Source organism: Allobrachymonas chironomi DSM 19884 (genome assembly GCF_000374625.1).
GTDB lineage: Bacteria > Pseudomonadota > Gammaproteobacteria > Burkholderiales > Burkholderiaceae_C > Brachymonas > Brachymonas chironomi.
On the sequence record NZ_KB894777.1, the window covers coordinates 1 to 16,870 of the forward strand.

The following is a 16,870-nucleotide window of genomic DNA, read 5'->3' on the forward strand; positions in this document are numbered from 1 at the left end:
GACTTCTTTTAAAATTCCAGTTCGCAACGAGTGCCACCCTAAGGCAGCTACCGCAAACACCCACGCTTATCGGCTGTAAATTCTTAATGATCACGAGAGACTCCCATCTCCCAAACTCCGCCGCGATCAGCGAAGCCCTCTACTATAACACACTTCTTGATGACGTCAAGGAAATTTTTCAAAATCCTTTTTCATCCCGCCTGGATCAGCGCCTCAGCCCCTCAACCAGACCGCCTGTGCGGCGAAGAAGTGAACTATAACAGCATTTCCGGGTTTCCACCAGCTTCAGTCAAAAAATTGTCAAAAAAGTGCGCGTTGCGTGCGCTCTTCGACCCTGCTGCCGGTGAAGGTCAAGAGTATACACCGTCTTCACGTTCAGGGCGAGAACTCTTTCTCATTCCCCCATGACGATGCCTTCTCGTCTCGGGTCGGCGCCACCGAAGTAGCCATGGGGGGTGCGCATGATCGCCTGCAGGCCGCTGGTCATGGGCATTTCGCGGATCTCGGCGCCTCGTGTCCGCAAGGCATGGATTTCTGCTGCGGGGAATCGATGCTGCTCCAGCAAGGTGGGGCCGTTGGTGGAGCCGAAGTTGGGCAAGGCGATGGCCTGCTGGGTATCCAGCCCCCAATGCAGGGTGCCATAGAGTAGCTTGCTGACGTAATGGATGATGAGGGAACCGCCCGGGCTGCCGGCTGTCATCAGCAAGGGACCGCGGCTGCCATCGGCCTGCTGACGGTAGACCAGGATGGGCGCCATGCTGGAGCGCGGGCGCTTGCCGGGCTGCACCCGGTTGGCTACCGCGCGGCCTTGTGCATCTACCGGGGTGAAGCTGAAGTCGGTCAGCTGGTTGTTGAGCAGGAATCCACCCGGCAGACCCTGGCCGCGATTGACCATGAGACGGGCACCGAACTGGTCCTCGATGCTGCTGGTCATGGAAAGCGCCCTGCCCTGGGCATCGATGATGCTGATATGGCTGGTGCCGTATTCCAGCTGCGCCGGCATGCTGGCATGTGCCAGCCGGAAGCTGCCGGGCCGGCCGGGCTGTGCCGTCTGCATGGAGGCACCATCCGGGGCGATCAGGCTGGCGCGCTGGCGCAGGTAGGCGGAATCGAGCATGTCGGACCAGCTGTTGCCGGGTGCCGGCACGAAGTCCGGATCTGCCACATATTGGGCACGGTCGGCGAAGGCCAGGCGCGAGGCTTCCGTATAGAGATGCAGCCAGGGTGTCGATGGCAGCCCCTGCTGTAGCGGCAGTTGTGCGGCAGGTGTGTGGTCGAGGATTCCGAGGATCTGGCCGATGGCCAGCGTACCCGAGCTGGGTGGCGGCATGCCGCAGATAAGGTAGGCCTGCTGCTGCGCCAGGTGCCGGAAGCAGAGCGGCTCCCGCTGGCGAGGCTGGTAATGCGCCAGATCCTGCAGACTGAGCTGACCGGGGTTGCCGGGGTGCTGCTGCACCTTGTCGACCACGGCTTGTGCCCAGGCACCCTGCTGCAGGGCACTGGCGCCCTGGCTGGCAAGGGTTCGCAATATGGCAGCGTACTCGGGGTTCTTCAGGACATGCCCGACAGGCCAGGGCTGACCGGCGGCATCGTAGAAGTAGCGGGCTGCGACAGCATCGTTGCGTGCCAGATGCGGCTCGTTGCGCAGCAGCGTATGCAGGCGCGGGGAAATGGCGAAGCCCTGCTCGGCCAGACGGATGGCCGGATCGAACAGGTGCGCCCAGGGCAGGATGCCATGCTGGCGATGGGCCTGCTCCAGCATGGGCAGCAGGCCGGGAACGCCGACCGAACGACCGCCGACGACGGCATCATGAAAGGTTATGGGCTGGCCATCGGGCTTGAGGAACAAGGAGTCGGTTGCTGCAGCCGGTGCAGTTTCGCGGCCATCCCAGGCTTGCAGCTGCCGGCCATCGTCATACAGGAGAAAGGCTCCGCCGCCGATACCGCTGGACTGCGGCTCGACCAGGCCCAGTACCAGCTGGACGGCGATGGCAGCATCCAGGGCGCTGCCACCGGCTTGCAGGATCTCGAAGCCGGCACGGGTGGCGACCGGGTTGGCCGCCGCCACGGCAAAGCGGCTGGTGGACCAGCCAGGCTTGCTGCTGTAGCCGCTGGCAGCTTCGGGAGACTGGCGCGCCGCTGCGTGGGCGAAGCTGCCGGCTTGCGACCCGGAGCTGCCCGGCATGCTGCTGCAGGCACCGAGCAGCAAGGCGGAGAGCCAGACCGGCAGGCTGCGCCAGACTGCCGGTGCCAAGGCATGACACCGGCCTGCAGCCTCAGCCGCAGGAGACTGGCGGCGCGGCAGCATCGGACAGCTTATTCGGCGCCGATGTCTTCGGGGTCCTTTTGCGGCCAATCGCGGATGTAGGCCTTGAGCATCTTGTTCTCGAAGTTCTGGCTTTCGACCACGGTCTTGGCGACATCGTAGAAGCTGATGACACCGTGCATGGTGCGACCGTCCATGACCGGAATGTAGCGCGCATGGTGATCGAGCATGATGCGACGGACTTCGTCGAGGTCGGTATTGAGCGTGCAGGTGATCGGATGGTCATCCATGGCGGTACGCACCAGGGTGCTGCCGAGGTTGCCGCCATTGGCATGCAACTGGATGTTGAGCTCGCGGAAGGTCAGCATGCCGACCAGATCGCCATGCTCCATGACGGCGAGGGAGCCGATGTCTTTTTCGACCACGGTGGCCAGTGCCTTGAGCAGGGTGTCGTCGGGGTGAATGGTGTACAGGGTGTTGCCCTTGACACGGAGGATATCGCTGACCTTCATGCTTGCCTCTTGCTGGTTGCGTTGGAATTCCTGACAGATCGTCACAATATAGCCCAGCTTGCGGCGCTTTGGGCCATCTGCTTACCCCTATGTTCCCGGAGTCGCCGTCAGGCAGACGATACACTGTGACCAGACATCACTAGCAGGAGACCCCATGCCCGGATATTCCGATCCCGGATTCGACACCCTGGCGCTGCACGCCGGTGCCGCCCCCGATCCGTCCAATGGCGCACGCGCCGTACCGATTCACCTGACGACCTCGTTCGTGTTCCAGGACAGCGATCAGGCCGCCTCCCTGTTCAACATGGAGCGGGCCGGTCATGTCTACAGCCGCATCAGCAATCCGACAAATGCCGTGCTGGAACAGCGCGTGGCGGCGCTGGAAGGCGGTGTGGGCGGTATCGCGGTGGCGAGTGGCCAGGCTGCGCTGCACCTGATCGTGAGCACGCTGATGGGCGCTGGCGGCCATATCGTGGCCAGCACGGCGCTGTACGGCGGCAGCCACAACCTGCTGGATTACACCTTGCGCCGTTTCGGGATCGAGACCAGCTTTGTGCAACCGGGTGACCTGGATGGCTGGCGTGCCGCCATCCGCCCGGAGACGCGCATGCTGTTTGGCGAGACCGTGGGCAACCCGGGTCTGGACGTGCTGGATATTCCGGCAATCAGCCAGATTGCGCATGCGGCCGGTGTGCCGCTGGTGGTGGATTCGACGCTGACCACGCCTTATCTGATGAAGCCGCTGGAGCTGGGTGCCGATATCGTCTACCACTCGGCGACCAAGTTCCTGAGTGGCCATGGCACGGTGATTGGTGGCGTGGTGGTGGATGGCGGCAGTTTTGACTGGGCAGCATCGGGCAAGTTTCCGGAACTGAGCGAACCCTATGACGGCTTTCACGGCATGGTGTTTGCCGAGGAGAGCACGGTTGGCGCTTTCCTGCTGCGTGCGCGCCGCGAGGCCTTGCGCGATTTTGGTGCCTGCCTGAGCCCGCACAGTGCCTGGCTGATCCTGCAGGGCATCGAGACACTGTCGCTGCGCATGGAACGCCATATCGGCAACACCGAAAAGGTGGTGCGCTTCCTGGCCGAACATCCGATGGTGGAGCGCGTCGGGCATCCGCTGCTGGAGAGTCACCCGAGCCATGCCGCAGCAGAACGCCTGCTGCGGCTGGGTGCACGTGGTGCCGGCAGCGTGTTCAGCTTTGATCTCAAGGGGGATCGGGCACAAGGCCGCGTGTTTATCGAGAACCTGAAGCTGTTCAGCCATCTGGCGAATGTGGGCGATTGCCGCAGTCTGGTGATCCACCCGGCCAGTACCACGCATTTCCGCATGGATGATGCGGCCCTGGCCCAGGCCGGTATCGGAGCGGGCACGATCCGCCTGTCGATCGGACTGGAAGAGGCCGATGACCTGATCGATGATCTGAAACGCGCCCTGAAGGCGGCAGAAAAGGCGGGAGCACGCGCATGAACTACGCAATCAACGGACACAGCCTGTATGCCTACACCGGAGGCAAGACCTTTGACGCGGGCAAGCCGACGCTGGTGTTCATACACGGCGTGCTGAACGATCACAGTGTCTGGGCGCTGCAGAGCCGCTGGTTTGCCAACCATGGCTATAACGTGCTGGCGATTGACCTGCCGGGCCATGGCCGCAGCCAGGGTAAGCCGCCGGCCAGCGTGGCCGAGGCGGCAGAAGCGATCCTGGCGCTGCTGGACCAGCTGCAGGTGCCGCAGGCGGTGTTGGCAGGCCACAGCTGGGGCTCGCTGATTGCGCTGCACGCGGCCAGCCTGGCACCGCAGCGTGTCAGCCAGCTGGTGCTGGTGGGAACGGCGTTTCCGATGCCGGTGGCCCCTGCCTTGCTGGAGATGTCGGCATCGGCACCGGAGAAGGCGATCGCGATGGTGAACCAGTTCTCGCATTCCAGCTTGTGCAGCCCGGTGACAGGCCAGGGCATGAACAACGGCCTGTGGACCTATGGCGGTGCGCGCGCCCTGATGCGCCGGGTGCTGGCGAGCAACCCGGAACACAACGTGTTCCAGACAGGTTTCCAGGCCTGCAACAGCTACGCAACGGGTCTGGAAGACATGGCCAAGGTGAGCTGTCCGGTGCTGTTCATCCTGGGCAGCGCCGACCAGATGACCCCCCCCAGGGCGGCACGCGCGCTGGTGGATGCGGCCGCCAGCGCGCATGTGGTGACGCTGCCGGCCGGCCACAGCCTGATGACGGAAGCGCCGGATGGTGTGCTGCTGGCGATGCGCGAGCAGTTGTGCTGAAACCGGATGGAATCAACTGAGTGAAGTGACTGACTGATGTTGCCCCGTATCACACTGGCTCGCCTGGCCCAGAGCTTTTCGCTGACCCTGCCGCAGCAGCAGGCCTTGCATCAAAGTGCCGCGCTGGAACAGCCGCCGCCCGGTGCATGGCCACTGCTGCAGCGCATTCTGGTGTTGCTGGCCGCATCGCTGAGCGGATTTGGCCTGCTGATGGCGATTGCTGCCAACTGGGACGACTGGAGCCGCAGCACGCATTTTGTGCTGCTGGGACTGGCCGTGCTGCTGACGGCGCTGGCGAGCTGGGCGCTGTCCGGTCGGCGTGCGCTGCCGGCAACGGCACTGGGCGTGCTGGCGCTGGCCAGTGTGGGCGGCTTGCTGGCGTTTTTTGGCCAGACCTACCAGACCGGAGCCGATACCTGGCAGCTGTTTGCGCTGTGGGCAGCGTTGACACTGCCGCTCTGTCTGGGACTGCGCCATCCGCTGCTGTGGATCGTCTGGCTGGTGGTGGCGCATCTGGCGATCACCTTGTGGGCACATGAGCGGATCCAGGGCGGATTCTGGCTGCAGGATCGCCCTGTCCTGCTGACTCAGCTGCTGGCCATGGGCCTGGGTGGCCTGTGGTGGCTGGCCTTGCAGCCGGCCTGGCAGGCCTGGACCGGCAGTTCGCGCCTGGGCGCACGCGTGGCCTTGCTGTTGCTGGTGCTGCTGGCCACCGGATTGGCACTGTCGGGAGCCCGCATGGAGCAACCGCTGACGACGCTGTACAGCCTGCTGCCTGCCGTGCTGCTATTGCTGCTGTTGGGACTCTGGTATGGGCGGCCTGCGCACCATGACCTGATGAACCTAAGTGCAGTGGCACTGGGCCTGCTGGTGCTGGCCATGGCCCAGGTCAGCAGCATTCTGCTGCAGGATTTTCTGAGCCTGTTCAGCATCGGCCTGGTCGGGTTGCTGCTGCTGGGGTTGACCGTGGCGGGACTGATGCGTCTGCACACGCAACGCCAGGGCATGAGCCGATCCGAACCTGCGGGACAGGCTTCCGCGCCCATGCACAGGCTTGCGGATCTGCTGGCCGGGTCACAGGCAGACGGGCTGGCGCGTGCCCTGCGCCACGGCGTGACGCAAGATTGGTGGCCCTCTGCGGAGCAGGCCCTGGCAGCAATCCGGCCGGATGCCGCCGGGCAACGTCCCGCTTCGCTGATTGTTCTGTCGGCGCTGGGCGGCTGGCTGGCCGTGCTGCCCATGGCGCTGGCCTTTTTTGTCTCGGGCTCCAGCCCCGAAGCAGGTGCTGTCCTGGGTTTTCTCATGGTGGCGCTGGCACTGGCCGGATTGCGCGCCGGTGGACGCAGCCTGTTTCTTGAGCAGTGTTGCTATGCCTTTCTGCTGACGGGCATGCTGGCGGCCAGCGTCTTTACGGCCCTGTCCCTGGAGCGCGTGGGCTTGGACACCCGTGAGTTCGTTGCCGGCCTGTCTGTGCTGACGTTGCTGATGCTGCTGAGCACCTGGCTGCTGCGGCAGACCTGGCTAGTCTTGCTGATGGGTGCCGGCCTGTGCGTGACGCTGCCCTGGCTGATCGTCCAGCTGACGGGCACGGACAGCTTCCTGTTTATCGGCCAGGAGGCACCCGCCTGGGCGCTGGCCTGGCTGAATCCGCTGGTGGCACTGGTATTTCCGGCAGGCATCTGGTGGCTGCAACGCCAGGGCCTGTCCCTGCCCTGGAAGCGGCTGGAAAAAGCCGAGAGCTGGCTGGCCGGCTGGATGCTGGCAGTGCTGGGCCAGCACATGCTGGAAGCCGGCAACACTTTCTTGCTGACCGGCCTGCTGGGTGGCGGCCCGGGCATGGCCATGGGCTTGCCGGGAAGCGGTCCGGGCTGGAACTTCTGGAGCTGGTGGCTGCCGCTGATGTCGCTGCTGTTTGCCTTGCTGGGCAGCACCGCGCTGTGGCGTGCCTGGCCAGAATGGCGCCAGCCCCCCATGGTGGCACTGGCCGCCCTGCTGCTGCTCGCCTCGGCGCTGTTGCCCTCGCTGGGCGTACCGCTGTGCTATCTGGCGCTCTGCTGCGCGACCGGACGCTGGCGTCTGGCCGCTGCCGCCGTGGCTGCCGTGCTCTGGGTGATCGGTGCCTTCTATTACCAGATCCATTTCAGCCTGCTGGAAAAAGCCGGCATGCTGCTGCTGACCGGCATGCTGCTGGCTGCATTGGCGGCCTGGATGCGCGTGCGCCAGCAACGCCGAACAGCCGCTGAGCCAGCCGTCCCCGCTACTGCCCCCCGCCTGCCCATGCCACAGCTGCGGCACCTGATCCCGCTGACGGCACTGGCCACTGCCGCCGTGGTCCTGCCCGGCATCCAGAGCAACGAAGCCCTGATCCGCGACGGCGAACGCATTCTGGTGCGGCTGGCCCCGGTCGATCCGCGTTCGCTGGTGCAGGGCGACTATATGGCACTGGCGTTTGCGATTGATCCGACGCTGCCGCTTGGCGAACGCAGCCTGGCCGAAGCGGAACCCGCGCCCGACACCCTCCCCTCACCCGACGCAACGGCCAGCGCACCCGATGCGCCGGGCAGCCTGGACCAGCCCGAGCCGGACAACCAGGACTGGAAGCCCGAACCGCCAGCACGCCATGCCGTGTTCCAGCTTGATGCGCGTGGTGTGGCAACCATCGTGCGCCTGGAGCACGATGACAGCAAGCCGCCCCTGCAAGCCAACGAGCGACGCATGGCGCTGCGCCACCAGCATGGCATGCCGGTTCTGGTCACCAATGCCTGGTATTTCCGCGAGGGCGAGGCGCAAGCTTGGGAAGCCGCACGCTATGGCGAATTCCGCCTGCGTGACGATGGTCGTGCGCTGCTGGTCGGCATGGCCGACGAACAGCTGCAGACGATCAGGCCAGCACGGCCCTGAGGCTGCGGCCGCCGGAATCAGGGGCCGTAAGGGCTGTGCAACACATCGGCCAGCGTGACCTCTTCCGGCGGATGCCGCCACAGCGCCTCCAGCTGCGGCGTGCGTGGCAGCAGCCAGCGCTCGATCAGCGGCTGCATGCGGGTCTGTGCCACCGGGGCAATCAGCACCCAGCGGGCGTTGTCCTCGTCCAGCCGGGCCACCCAGTCAAGCGCCGCCATGTCTTCCAGTACCGATTCCAGCTGCGGTGACTCGACACGCAGACCGCACGACAATTCCTGCAGCGTGGCCCCCCGGCGCGGCTCCTGTTGGGACTGGTGCAGGCGGCGCAGCAGTTCAATCGCCAGCTGCAGCTGCCAGCCCCTGCCCTGGCCGTGACGACGCAAGCCGTCCAGCAGGCTCGGCAGGTAGGCCGCAACCACCGCGCCCAGCAGGATCACGATCCAGGTCAGATAGAGCCAGATCAGCAGGATAGGCACAGCGGCGAACGTGCCGTAGACAACGGAAATCGAGGGCACCGACTTCAGATACCAGCCGATCAGCTGCTGGCCGGTCGTGATGCCTGCTGCCGTGAATACGCCGCCAGCCAGCGCATGCGACCAGCGCACCTGGGTGTTGGGCACGAAATGGTAGAGCGCGGCAAAGCTGAGCGCCATCAGGCCGAATTCGATCAGGTCGATCAGAACCTGCAGCCCGCCCGGCGTGACCACCGGTATGCCGGTCACCCAGCCGCGCGACAGCGACAGCAGATAGGAGGTGGTGACAATGCTGCCACCCAGCAGCACCGGGCCGACGGTGGCGGCAGCCCAGAAGATCAGGATGCGCTGCCCCAGCGGACGCGGCTTGCGCACCCGCCAGATCGCATTGAGGTGCTGGTTGATGCCCGACATCAGGCTGAACACGGTGAGCACGAACAGCAGCATGCTGACGGTCCCCAGCTTGCCGGCATGGCTGGCAAAGCTCATCAGCCCTTCCAGCACCGGTTGCGCGATGGCGGGCGGGATCAGGCTGTCCACCATCCAGCTCTCGATGGCGTGGCGCAGCCGGCCGAACATGGGGAAGGCGGTAAAAATCGCCAGCATCAGCACGAAGAACGGCACCATGGCCATCAGCGTGGTCAGGGTCAGGCTGCTGGCGGTGAGCGCCAGATGGTCTTCGCGAAAGCGCTGCCAGAGCATGAGCAGGGTATCGCGCAGGGGGAAGTCCAGCACCAAGTGTGAAAACCTGGCCTTCCAGTGGTTCAGCGTGCGGAGGATCTGCATGGCGCTATGATGCCAGCATTGCGCGATGCTGCGCCCTCCGATTTTCCGCACCCATGACACCCGACACCCCTGATTCCGATGGCCTGCAGGTCATTCCTCCCACCCCGGCCATCCGCTGGACGCGCCATGTTGCCGTGGGCAGCCTGATGGCGCTGATTGCGCTGTGCCTGGCCTGGGAGCTGTGGCTGGCTCCGCTGCGTCCGGGCGGCTCCTGGGTCGCCCTGAAGGCCCTGCCGCTGTGCATTCCGCTGGCCGGCCTGCTGCGCAACCGCATGTACACCTATCGCTGGGTCAGCCTGATGATCTGGCTCTATTTCTGTGAAGGCGTGGTGCGCGCCTGGGGTGATCCGCCGCCGGTGCGCTATTACGCCATTGCCGAGATCGTGCTGTGCCTGGTGCTGTTTGTCTCCTGCAGCCTGCATGTCCGGCTGCGCTTCCGTGCCGCACGCGCCTTTTTTGCCAATGTGCTGCGCGAAAATGCCGAGGCCGTGCAACAGGCGGAGTCTGCCGCGCCGCAGGACAAGCCGGCCGCATCGGCCTGACTGCCACGAGGGGTATCATGACGGCCATGACCGTATCCAGCCCCACCACCTCTCCTGTCGACAACACCACTTTTCTCCGGCAACTGCAGACGCTGCTGGGGGCGACCCACGTGCTGACAGGCACGGATGCCCAGCCCCATCTGCAGGACTGGCGCAAGCGTTATCGCGGCCAGGCCCTGTGTGTGGCCAGGCCGGGCACGACCGCCGAAGTGGCCGCCGTGGTCCGGGCCTGCGCTGCAGCCGGCGTGGCGATAGTGCCACAGGGGGGCAATACCAGCCTGGTCGGCGGCGCCACGCCCGAACCGGCAGGCCACAGCATCGTGCTGAGCCTGCAGCGCATGGACCGCGTGCGCCGGATGGACGTGGCGAACCAGACCATCACGGTGGAAGCCGGCTGCATCCTGCAACAGCTGCAGCAGACCGCGGCAGACGCCGGCTGGCTGTTTCCGCTCAGCATGGGATCGGAAGGCAGCTGCACGATAGGCGGCAACCTGGGCACCAATGCCGGCGGCACGCAGGTGCTGCGCTACGGCAATACGCGCGAGCTGTGCCTGGGCCTGGAAGTGGTGACGCCGCAGGGCGAGGTGCTGGACATGCTGTCCGGACTGCGCAAGGACAACACCGGCTATGACCTGCGCGACTTGTATATCGGCAGCGAAGGCACGCTGGGAGTGATCACTGCCGCCACGCTCAGACTCTACCCGCAGCCCAGGGCGCAGCTGACAGCCTGGGCGGCCGTGCCCTCGGTGCAGGCCGCTACCGAACTGCTGAACCTGGCACGCGAACGGCTGGGTGCCAGCCTGACCGGTTTCGAGATGATGGCGCAGTTTGCGCTGGAACTGGTGGACCGCCATTTTCCGCAGCTGCGGGTGCCGCTCTACCAGGACACGCCCTACTGCGTGCTGCTGGAAAACTCCGATCAGGAGAGCGAGGAACATGCGCGTGCGCTGTTCGAATCCCTGCTGGAATCGGCCATGGAACAGGGCTGCGTCACGGATGCCATCGTGGCAGAAAACCTGAGCCAGGCACAGAACCTGTGGCATATGCGTGAAAGCATTTCGCTGGCACAGGCTGAGGAAGGCCTGAACATCAAGCACGATATTTCCCTGCCGATTTCGGCGATTGCCGATTTCGTGGCGCAGACCGATGCCGCGCTGGCGGCGGCCATTCCGGGTGTGCGCATCGTCAACTTCGGCCATCTGGGCGATGGCAATCTGCATTACAACGTGCAGGCCCCGGTCGGAGTCGATCCGGCCGATTTCCTGCGCGAGCAGGAGCCGGCGATCAACACGCTGGTGTTTGATGCGGTGCAGCGTTTCCAGGGCAGCATCAGCGCCGAACACGGCATTGGCCAGCTCAAGCGCGACACCCTGCCCGACTACAAGTCGCCGGTAGCCCTGCAGCTGATGCAGGCCGTGAAACAGGCGCTGGATCCGCAGGGCATCATGAACCCCGGGCGCGTGCTGCGCTGATGTCTGCCGCGCTGTTGCTGGGCGTATTCGCCCCGGCCGCCGTGCTGCATGGCATGGTCGGCATCGGTTTTCCACTGATCACCACGGCAGCACTGGCCTTGTTCATGCCGATGCCGCAGGCGGTGGCGCTGACGCTGCTGCCCACGCTGTTGCTGAACCTGGCCAGCCTGCTGCCGCTGCACAGCCTGCCGGCGATGATCCGGCGTTATGCACTGCTGGCGCTGGCCAGCGTCGTTGGCAGCCTGCTGGGGGTGTATCTGCTGCTGATCCTGCCTGCGGCCTGGCTGCAGCTGGCGCTGGCGCTGGCCACCGGCTTCTATGTCCTGCATTCGCTGCGGCGCGACCTGCCGGCACCACCCCGGGGCCTGCCGGCGACCCTGCTGCTCGGCCTGCTGGCCGGTGTGGTTGGCGGGGCCACCAATGCGATGTCCTCGATCCTGATGATGGTGCTGCTGGCGCAGAGCCGGGATCGGCACGAGATTGCACAGGCCGCCAACCTGTGCTTTGCGCTGAGCAAGCTGGTGCAACTGGTGGTGCTGTGGCCGGTGCTGCAGACGCTGCCACTCGGCTGGGCCATGATGGGGGCGTTGTGCCTGGTGGCGATCATCGGCCTGCTGGCCGGACTGGCCCTGCGCCAGCGCATGGCCTTCCGGCATTTCCGGCTGCTGTGCCTGCTGGTGCTGTCGGTGCTGGCCTTGCTGATGGGCTGGCGCGGCCTGCAGGGGCTGCTGGGTTGAGGGGCTGATGGGAGCTGAACCAGCCTGCCGGCACCATGGCTTCAGGCCGCCGGACAACCGGCCACAAGGCACGACTGCTATCATGGCCGCTTTCCTCCATGACACGCACATAGCGGTCCCGCGCAGCGGCTGACCGGCACTTTCCACCATGCAACAGTATCTGAATCTGGTCCGGGACATTTTCGAGAATGGCTCCTGGCAGGACAACCGCACCGGCATCCGCACGCGCAGCATTCCGGGCGCGATGATGCGTTTTGACCTGCAACAGGGCTTTCCGGCGGTGACCACCAAGAGGCTGGCCTTCAAGTCGGCGATTGGCGAAATGGTGGGTTTTCTGCGCGGCAGCCGCGATGCGGCGGAGTTCCGTGCGCTGGGCTGCAAGGTCTGGGACCAGAACGCCAACGAGAATGCCGCCTGGCTGGCCAACCCCTATCGCCTGCAGGAAGATGACCTGGGTCCGGTGTACGGTGTGCAGTGGCGTGCCTGGCCGGCCTTCAAGCTGATTGACCTGGCGCTGCCGCAAAGTGCCGCCCAGATCGCCGATGCCGAACAGCGCGGTTACCGCCAGCTCGGTACGGTGCTGGAGTCACAGCGCCCGCATGCGCTGCTGTACAAGGCGATCGACCAGCTGCGCCAGTGTCTGGACACCATCATGACCGATCCGACCAGCCGCCGCATCCTGTTCCATGGCTGGAACTGGGCGCAGCTGGAAGAGATGGCGCTACCGCCCTGCCACCTGCTGTACCAGTTCCTGGTGAACCAGGAAAAGCGCGAGATTTCGCTCTGCCTGTATATCCGCAGCAACGATGTCGGCCTGGGCACGCCGTTCAACCTGACCGAAGGCGCAGCGCTGCTGCATCTGGTGGGCCGGCTGACCGGCTACACGCCGCGCTGGTTTACCTATTTCATCGGCGATGCGCATATCTACGAAAACCATGTGGACATGCTGCAGCAGCAGCTGCAGCGCGAGCCCTTCCCGGCACCCAAGCTGGTGCTGTCGGACCGCATTCCCGACTATGCCGTGACCGGCCAGTACCAGCCGGAGTGGCTGGAACAGGTGGAACCATCCGATTTCCGGCTGGAAGGCTACGAACACCATGCGCCGCTGACGGCACCGATGGCGGTCTGATCGCATCATGCAGAAAACCGTTCTGAGCCGCCAGCAGCTGATCGCGCTGGTGGTGCTCACCCTGATGTGGGGGGTGAACTGGCCGATGATGAAGCTGTCGCTGCAACAGCTGCAGCCGCTACATTTCCGCACCCTCACCATGGGCCTGGGGATGCTCTGTCTGGCCATCTACTTCAAGTCGCGCAGCGTGCGCCTGATGCCGCAGAACCGGCAGGACTGGATCACGATTGGTGTGCTGGCCGTACCGAACATGCTGGGCTGGCACGGCCTGTCGATCTTCGGGCTGCAGCAGCTGCCCTCCGGCCGCGCCGCGATTCTCGGCTTTACCATGCCGGTGTGGACGGTGCTGATTGGCGTGCTGTTTTACCGGCAGCAGCTGACGTTGCGCCTGGGCGTGGCGGTGGGTGCCGTGCTGCTGGCGATTGGCCTGCTGCTGTCCAACGAGCTGGAGCGGCTGGCAGGCAGCCCGGCCGGCATCCTGTGGATGCAGGGGGCGGCCTTTGCCTGGGCGCTGGGCACGATCTGGATGCGCCGGGCGCAAACCACGCTGTCCAACGAGGCGCTGATTGTCTGGCTGCTTGGCTTTGGCACGATCTGCATGGCGATTCTGGCCTGGCTGTTCGAGGCACCGCAATCGTACGATTTCAGCGTGCCGGTCTGGATCAGCCTGGCTTATGGCGTGCTGATCAACTACGGCGCGGCGCAGGTGCTCTGGTTTGGCCTGGCACGCGCCCTGCCGCCTTCCACCAGCGCCATGAGCATCATGATGATTCCGCTGATCGGCATCCTGAGCGCGGCGCTGATCGTGGGCGAATGGCCGCAGTGGCAGGATATCGTGGCGGCGGCTTGCGTGATGCTGGCGATTGCGGCGGTGCTGCTCAAGCGCGCAGACTGAACAGCGCGCTACTGCCGCGATCAGCGCGCCCGGAACTGGTCATGGCACTTGCGGCAAATGGCGCCGGCTTCGTTGAGCGTCTTGCGCAGCTGCACCAGATCGCCACGCGCCACGGCACCATGGATCTTGTCGGATTCCTGCTGCAGGCTGCGCGCACTGTCGGCATAGCGCGGGGCAGCGGTCCAGATCTGGTCGGTTGCGCGGGAACCGGCCAGCGGTGCCGCCGTACCCGCCGGGAAGGCATGGAACGGCAGGCGTGACAGCACGCGGATGGCATTGGCATCGAGACGCGCCTGCAGCGGATCGTAGGGAATACGGTTCAGCGTCATCGCGGTCAGGTTGCTGAAGTGGGTTTCCAGCAGGCCGAAAGCCTGCTGGCGGTAGGCCACGGCATCTTCCGGCTTGTCAAAGGTCAGGGCTTGTGCCGAGGCGGACAGGCTGGCCAGGGCCAGGCTGCCGGCCAGCAGGAATCGGGAAAGGGTCATGTCGGGCATCCGTGTTCAGCGGGTTGCAGCGTGCTGCACGGCCCAGTCTACCAAGTCCTGGGCCACGCTATCGGTAGCAGCGCCAAAGGCCTGCACCACCTGCGGCACCTCCTTGCCGATCACCGAATGGCGGTGGGAAAAGCTGCGGCTGGCGATGATGCGGTTGGTGCTGGCGTTCAGCAGATGGGCATCGAGACGCACCACCACCACCGGCTGCCCGTTCTCGTAGACGCTCTGGAAGTCGCGCAGCTGGCTGGACAGCAGCAGATCGGCATGCGCCATCACGCCTTCATCGGTGGTGATGGACGGCAACCGGCCATCGGCCAGAAAGGCATCGACGATACGGTCCCGCACCAGCTGGGCCGCCGGTTCGCTCCAGACCGCGCCCTGGTAGACGCTTAACTGGTCCGGCTCCGGCATGACCACGATGCGCTTGCCGGCAATGGCACCGCCGGCGACCGGACGCACCACGCGCAGCGCCGGGCTGATGCCGGCCGAGTACACGCCGGCGGCGCGCTGGGACAGGGTACCGGGCAGCGCGTAGGTATCCACCGGCTCCTTCTCCGGCAGGATGGAGCAGGCAGAAGCCAGCGCAGCCGCTGCCAGCAGCAGGCCGACGCGGGACGCACGCAGAAACGGGAGACGCATCATGGCTTGAATTCCTTCATCGGTTCACGGCTCAGCAGGTAGCCGGCCGGGTCGTTGTCGAGCTCGCGCACCACGCCCTGCACCGAGCTCAGCGTGCCGCGCAATTCGGTCATGGTCGGGCCCAACTGGGCGACACCGCGTGCGCCGCTGTCAATGGCACCCCGGTTGTCCTTGACCAGTGCATCCAGCGTGCCCATGCTGCTTTCGAACGAGGCCATGGCGGCATTGGCACGCGCCAGGCTCTGCTTGAGTTCGCCATTGGCCAGCTTGTCGCTCGACTGCATCAGCTTGTTCATTTCGGCAAAGGCGCGATTGGCCTCGGCGCTGGCCTTGCTGAAGTTGGCCAGTGCCGCATTCATGCCCTGCTGCTTGTCGGCCAGGGCACTGGTGGTCTGCTCCAGGTGCGCCAGCGTCTTGCTCAGGCTGGCCACGTTGTCCTGGGAGAACAGGTTGCGCGCCCCAATCAGCAGTTCGTTGAAGTTGTAGAGCACGTCCTCGCCACCAGCCAGCAGCTTGCTCATGGGCGATGGTGTCGCCATGATGGTGGGAATCGAGACATCGGTGCTGACCAGCGGCTGGCTGTTCGGGTCTTCGCCGCTGGTGAGGCGGATCAGGGAGGTGCCGGTAATGCCGACCGGTACCAGCCTGGCCTTGGTATCGGTGCGCACCGGTGCCGTGCTTTCCACCCGCACCCGCGCATATACATTGCGCGGGTCCTTCGGGTTGATGCGCAGGTCGATCACGTCACCGACCTTGATGCCGTTGAACTCCACCGTGCTGCCACGCGACAGGCCGGTCACGGCCTCCTCGAAGGCGATATCGTAGAAATGGAAGTCGCGTTCGCTCTGTTGCGTCAGCCACAGGGTGAACAACAGGGCCAGTACCGTGGCAAGCACGGTAAACAGGCCAATCAGCACATGTCTGGCTCGGGTTTCCATCAGGATGTCTCCGGCAAATGGGTGGCAGAACGGATCGCTGCAGCGGCGGCCCGGCCGCGCGGGCCGTGGAAATAGGCCTGCACCCAGGGATCGTCGAACTGTTCGACGCGTTGCAGCGTGTCGTTGATGATGACGCGTTTCTGCGACAGCACCGCCACGCGGTCGGTAATGGTGTAGAGGGTGTCCAGATCATGCGTGATCAGCAACACGGTAAAACCCAGCGCATCGCGCAGGGTCAGGATCAGCTGGTCGAAGGCCGCCGCGCCGATCGGATCCAGGCCGGCGGTGGGCTCATCCAGGAACAGCATGTCGGGGTCCAGTGCCAGCGCCCGTGCCAGGGCGGCACGCTTGATCATGCCGCCGGACAGATCGGACGGGTAATCATTGCCGGCCTTGGCCGGCAGCCCGGTCAGCGCGATCTTGACGGCAGCGATGCGCTCGGCTTCGGCACGCGACAGGCCGGCATGCTCGATCAGCGGCATGGCGACGTTTTCCGTCACCGTCATCGACGAGAACAGTGCGCCCTTCTGGAACAGCACGCCAAACCGGCGCTCCTCCAGGCGACGTTCCGCCTCGGGCAGCGCCAGCAGATCCTTGCCGAACACGCGCACACTGCCGGCAGCCGCGCGGTTGAGGCCGACGATGGTGCGCAGCAACACCGACTTGCCACTGCCGGAGCCGCCGACCACGCCCAGGATTTCGCCCTGGCGCACATCCAGATCGAGCTGGTCATGCACCACATGGCTGCCAAACTGGGTGCGCAGGCCACGCAGTTCGATGATGTTGCGGGTGTCCGTGGCTTGCATGGC

At 65.1% G+C, this 16,870-nt stretch carries 16 protein-coding genes; 9 read left to right on the forward strand and 7 right to left on the reverse strand.

Annotated elements, in window-relative coordinates; genetic code table 11:
- Positions 1-260: hypothetical protein (locus tag C513_RS14455; RefSeq protein WP_211215740.1), on the forward strand; the 260-nt coding region annotated here is incomplete at its 5' end.
- A gap of 134 nt (positions 261-394) precedes the next feature.
- Here the strand turns inward: C513_RS14455 and C513_RS0110810 are convergent.
- The gene (locus C513_RS0110810) at positions 395-2,185 is read right to left on the reverse strand and encodes a gamma-glutamyltransferase family protein (protein ID WP_211215741.1); all 1,791 of its coding nucleotides are present in this window, start codon (positions 2,183-2,185) and stop codon (positions 395-397) included.
- A gap of 131 nt (positions 2,186-2,316) precedes the next feature.
- The gene (locus tag C513_RS0110815; protein WP_018716030.1) at positions 2,317-2,778 is read right to left on the reverse strand and encodes a CBS domain-containing protein; all 462 of its coding nucleotides are present in this window, start codon (positions 2,776-2,778) and stop codon (positions 2,317-2,319) included.
- Positions 2,779-2,932: 154 nt separating this feature from the next.
- Between C513_RS0110815 and C513_RS0110820 the strand changes: the two genes are divergently transcribed.
- From C513_RS0110820 to C513_RS0110830, 3 genes are read left to right on the forward strand one after another with little or no spacing between them, the layout of a single operon-like run.
- Positions 2,933-4,249 carry an O-acetylhomoserine aminocarboxypropyltransferase gene (locus C513_RS0110820; protein WP_018716031.1) on the forward strand — a complete coding sequence of 439 codons (1,317 nt, stop codon included), beginning with the start codon at positions 2,933-2,935 and terminating at the stop codon, positions 4,247-4,249.
- Positions 4,246-5,055 (forward strand): alpha/beta fold hydrolase, encoded by an 810-nt coding sequence (locus C513_RS0110825; protein WP_018716032.1) that lies wholly within the window; start codon positions 4,246-4,248, stop codon positions 5,053-5,055. Before C513_RS0110820 ends, C513_RS0110825 begins: the two co-directional genes overlap by 4 nt.
- A gap of 36 nt (positions 5,056-5,091) precedes the next feature.
- Positions 5,092-7,956, forward strand: a complete 2,865-nt coding sequence (locus C513_RS0110830) for a GDYXXLXY domain-containing protein (protein ID WP_018716033.1) — start codon at positions 5,092-5,094, stop codon at positions 7,954-7,956.
- Positions 7,957-7,973: 17 nt separating this feature from the next.
- Here the strand turns inward: C513_RS0110830 and C513_RS0110835 are convergent, their stop codons facing one another.
- Positions 7,974-9,215 carry a YihY family inner membrane protein gene (locus C513_RS0110835; RefSeq protein WP_018716034.1) on the reverse strand — a complete coding sequence of 414 codons (1,242 nt, stop codon included), beginning with the start codon at positions 9,213-9,215 and terminating at the stop codon, positions 7,974-7,976.
- 53 nt (positions 9,216-9,268) lie between these two features.
- On the opposite strand from C513_RS0110835, the gene C513_RS0110840 reads away from it, so the two are divergent.
- The 5 genes from C513_RS0110840 to C513_RS0110860 all read left to right on the forward strand — a co-directional run bounded on the left by C513_RS0110840 (position 9,269) and on the right by C513_RS0110860 (position 13,990).
- A complete protein-coding gene (locus tag C513_RS0110840; protein ID WP_018716035.1) occupies positions 9,269-9,757 on the forward strand; it encodes a DUF2069 domain-containing protein in 489 nt (162 codons plus the stop codon).
- A 17-nt stretch (positions 9,758-9,774) separates the two neighbouring features.
- Positions 9,775-11,229 (forward strand): FAD-binding oxidoreductase, encoded by a 1,455-nt coding sequence (locus C513_RS0110845; RefSeq protein ID WP_018716036.1) that lies wholly within the window; start codon positions 9,775-9,777, stop codon positions 11,227-11,229.
- Positions 11,229-11,966 (forward strand): TSUP family transporter, encoded by a 738-nt coding sequence (locus C513_RS0110850; protein ID WP_018716037.1) that lies wholly within the window; start codon positions 11,229-11,231, stop codon positions 11,964-11,966. Before C513_RS0110845 ends, C513_RS0110850 begins: the two co-directional genes overlap by 1 nt.
- A 148-nt stretch (positions 11,967-12,114) precedes the next feature.
- A complete protein-coding gene (locus C513_RS0110855; protein ID WP_018716038.1) occupies positions 12,115-13,095 on the forward strand; it encodes a thymidylate synthase in 981 nt (326 codons plus the stop codon).
- A 7-nt stretch (positions 13,096-13,102) separates the two neighbouring features.
- Positions 13,103-13,990 carry a DMT family transporter gene (locus C513_RS0110860; RefSeq protein ID WP_018716039.1) on the forward strand — a complete coding sequence of 296 codons (888 nt, stop codon included), beginning with the start codon at positions 13,103-13,105 and terminating at the stop codon, positions 13,988-13,990.
- Between the two features lie 20 nt (positions 13,991-14,010).
- Here C513_RS0110860 and C513_RS0110865 read toward each other — a convergent pair whose 3' ends face one another.
- Genes C513_RS0110865 through C513_RS0110880 form a run of 4 tightly spaced genes read right to left on the reverse strand, consistent with a single transcriptional unit; the run spans position 14,011 to position 16,867 of the window.
- Positions 14,011-14,475: a c-type cytochrome gene (locus tag C513_RS0110865; protein ID WP_083927403.1), complete on the reverse strand. Its 465-nt coding sequence runs from the start codon at positions 14,473-14,475 to the stop codon at positions 14,011-14,013.
- A 15-nt stretch (positions 14,476-14,490) separates the two neighbouring features.
- Positions 14,491-15,126 (reverse strand): ABC-type transport auxiliary lipoprotein family protein, encoded by a 636-nt coding sequence (locus tag C513_RS13310; protein WP_018716041.1) that lies wholly within the window; start codon positions 15,124-15,126, stop codon positions 14,491-14,493.
- On the reverse strand, positions 15,123-16,061 hold the full coding sequence (locus C513_RS0110875; protein ID WP_018716042.1) for an MlaD family protein: 939 nt from the start codon (positions 16,059-16,061) through the stop codon (positions 15,123-15,125). Before C513_RS0110875 ends, C513_RS13310 begins: the two co-directional genes overlap by 4 nt.
- Positions 16,061-16,867, reverse strand: a complete 807-nt coding sequence (locus C513_RS0110880; RefSeq protein ID WP_018716043.1) for an ABC transporter ATP-binding protein — start codon at positions 16,865-16,867, stop codon at positions 16,061-16,063. The genes C513_RS0110875 and C513_RS0110880 overlap by 1 nt, the downstream gene beginning before the upstream one ends.
- Positions 16,868-16,870: the final 3 nt, after the last annotated feature.

What these genes read in the sequence shown, in the direction of transcription:
- C513_RS0110810 (WP_211215741.1), bottom strand. Translation starts at nt 2,185, where the DNA reads ATGCCGGGCAGCTCCGGGTCGCAAGCCGGCAGCTTCGCCCACGCAGCG.
- C513_RS0110815 (WP_018716030.1), bottom strand. Translation starts at nt 2,778, where the DNA reads ATGAAGGTCAGCGATATCCTCCGTGTCAAGGGCAACACCCTGTACACC.
- C513_RS0110820 (WP_018716031.1), top strand. Translation starts at nt 2,933, where the DNA reads ATGCCCGGATATTCCGATCCCGGATTCGACACCCTGGCGCTGCACGCC.
- C513_RS0110880 (WP_018716043.1), bottom strand. Translation starts at nt 16,867, where the DNA reads ATGCAAGCCACGGACACCCGCAACATCATCGAACTGCGTGGCCTGCGC.
- C513_RS0110850 (WP_018716037.1), top strand. Translation starts at nt 11,229, where the DNA reads ATGTCTGCCGCGCTGTTGCTGGGCGTATTCGCCCCGGCCGCCGTGCTG.
- C513_RS0110840 (WP_018716035.1), top strand. Translation starts at nt 9,269, where the DNA reads ATGACACCCGACACCCCTGATTCCGATGGCCTGCAGGTCATTCCTCCC.
- C513_RS13310 (WP_018716041.1), bottom strand. Translation starts at nt 15,126, where the DNA reads ATGATGCGTCTCCCGTTTCTGCGTGCGTCCCGCGTCGGCCTGCTGCTG.
- C513_RS0110860 (WP_018716039.1), top strand. Translation starts at nt 13,103, where the DNA reads ATGCAGAAAACCGTTCTGAGCCGCCAGCAGCTGATCGCGCTGGTGGTG.
- C513_RS0110875 (WP_018716042.1), bottom strand. Translation starts at nt 16,061, where the DNA reads ATGGAAACCCGAGCCAGACATGTGCTGATTGGCCTGTTTACCGTGCTT.
- C513_RS0110830 (WP_018716033.1), top strand. Translation starts at nt 5,092, where the DNA reads ATGTTGCCCCGTATCACACTGGCTCGCCTGGCCCAGAGCTTTTCGCTG.
- C513_RS0110825 (WP_018716032.1), top strand. Translation starts at nt 4,246, where the DNA reads ATGAACTACGCAATCAACGGACACAGCCTGTATGCCTACACCGGAGGC.
- C513_RS0110865 (WP_083927403.1), bottom strand. Translation starts at nt 14,475, where the DNA reads ATGACCCTTTCCCGATTCCTGCTGGCCGGCAGCCTGGCCCTGGCCAGC.
- C513_RS0110835 (WP_018716034.1), bottom strand. Translation starts at nt 9,215, where the DNA reads ATGCAGATCCTCCGCACGCTGAACCACTGGAAGGCCAGGTTTTCACAC.
- C513_RS0110845 (WP_018716036.1), top strand. Translation starts at nt 9,775, where the DNA reads ATGACGGCCATGACCGTATCCAGCCCCACCACCTCTCCTGTCGACAAC.
- C513_RS0110855 (WP_018716038.1), top strand. Translation starts at nt 12,115, where the DNA reads ATGCAACAGTATCTGAATCTGGTCCGGGACATTTTCGAGAATGGCTCC.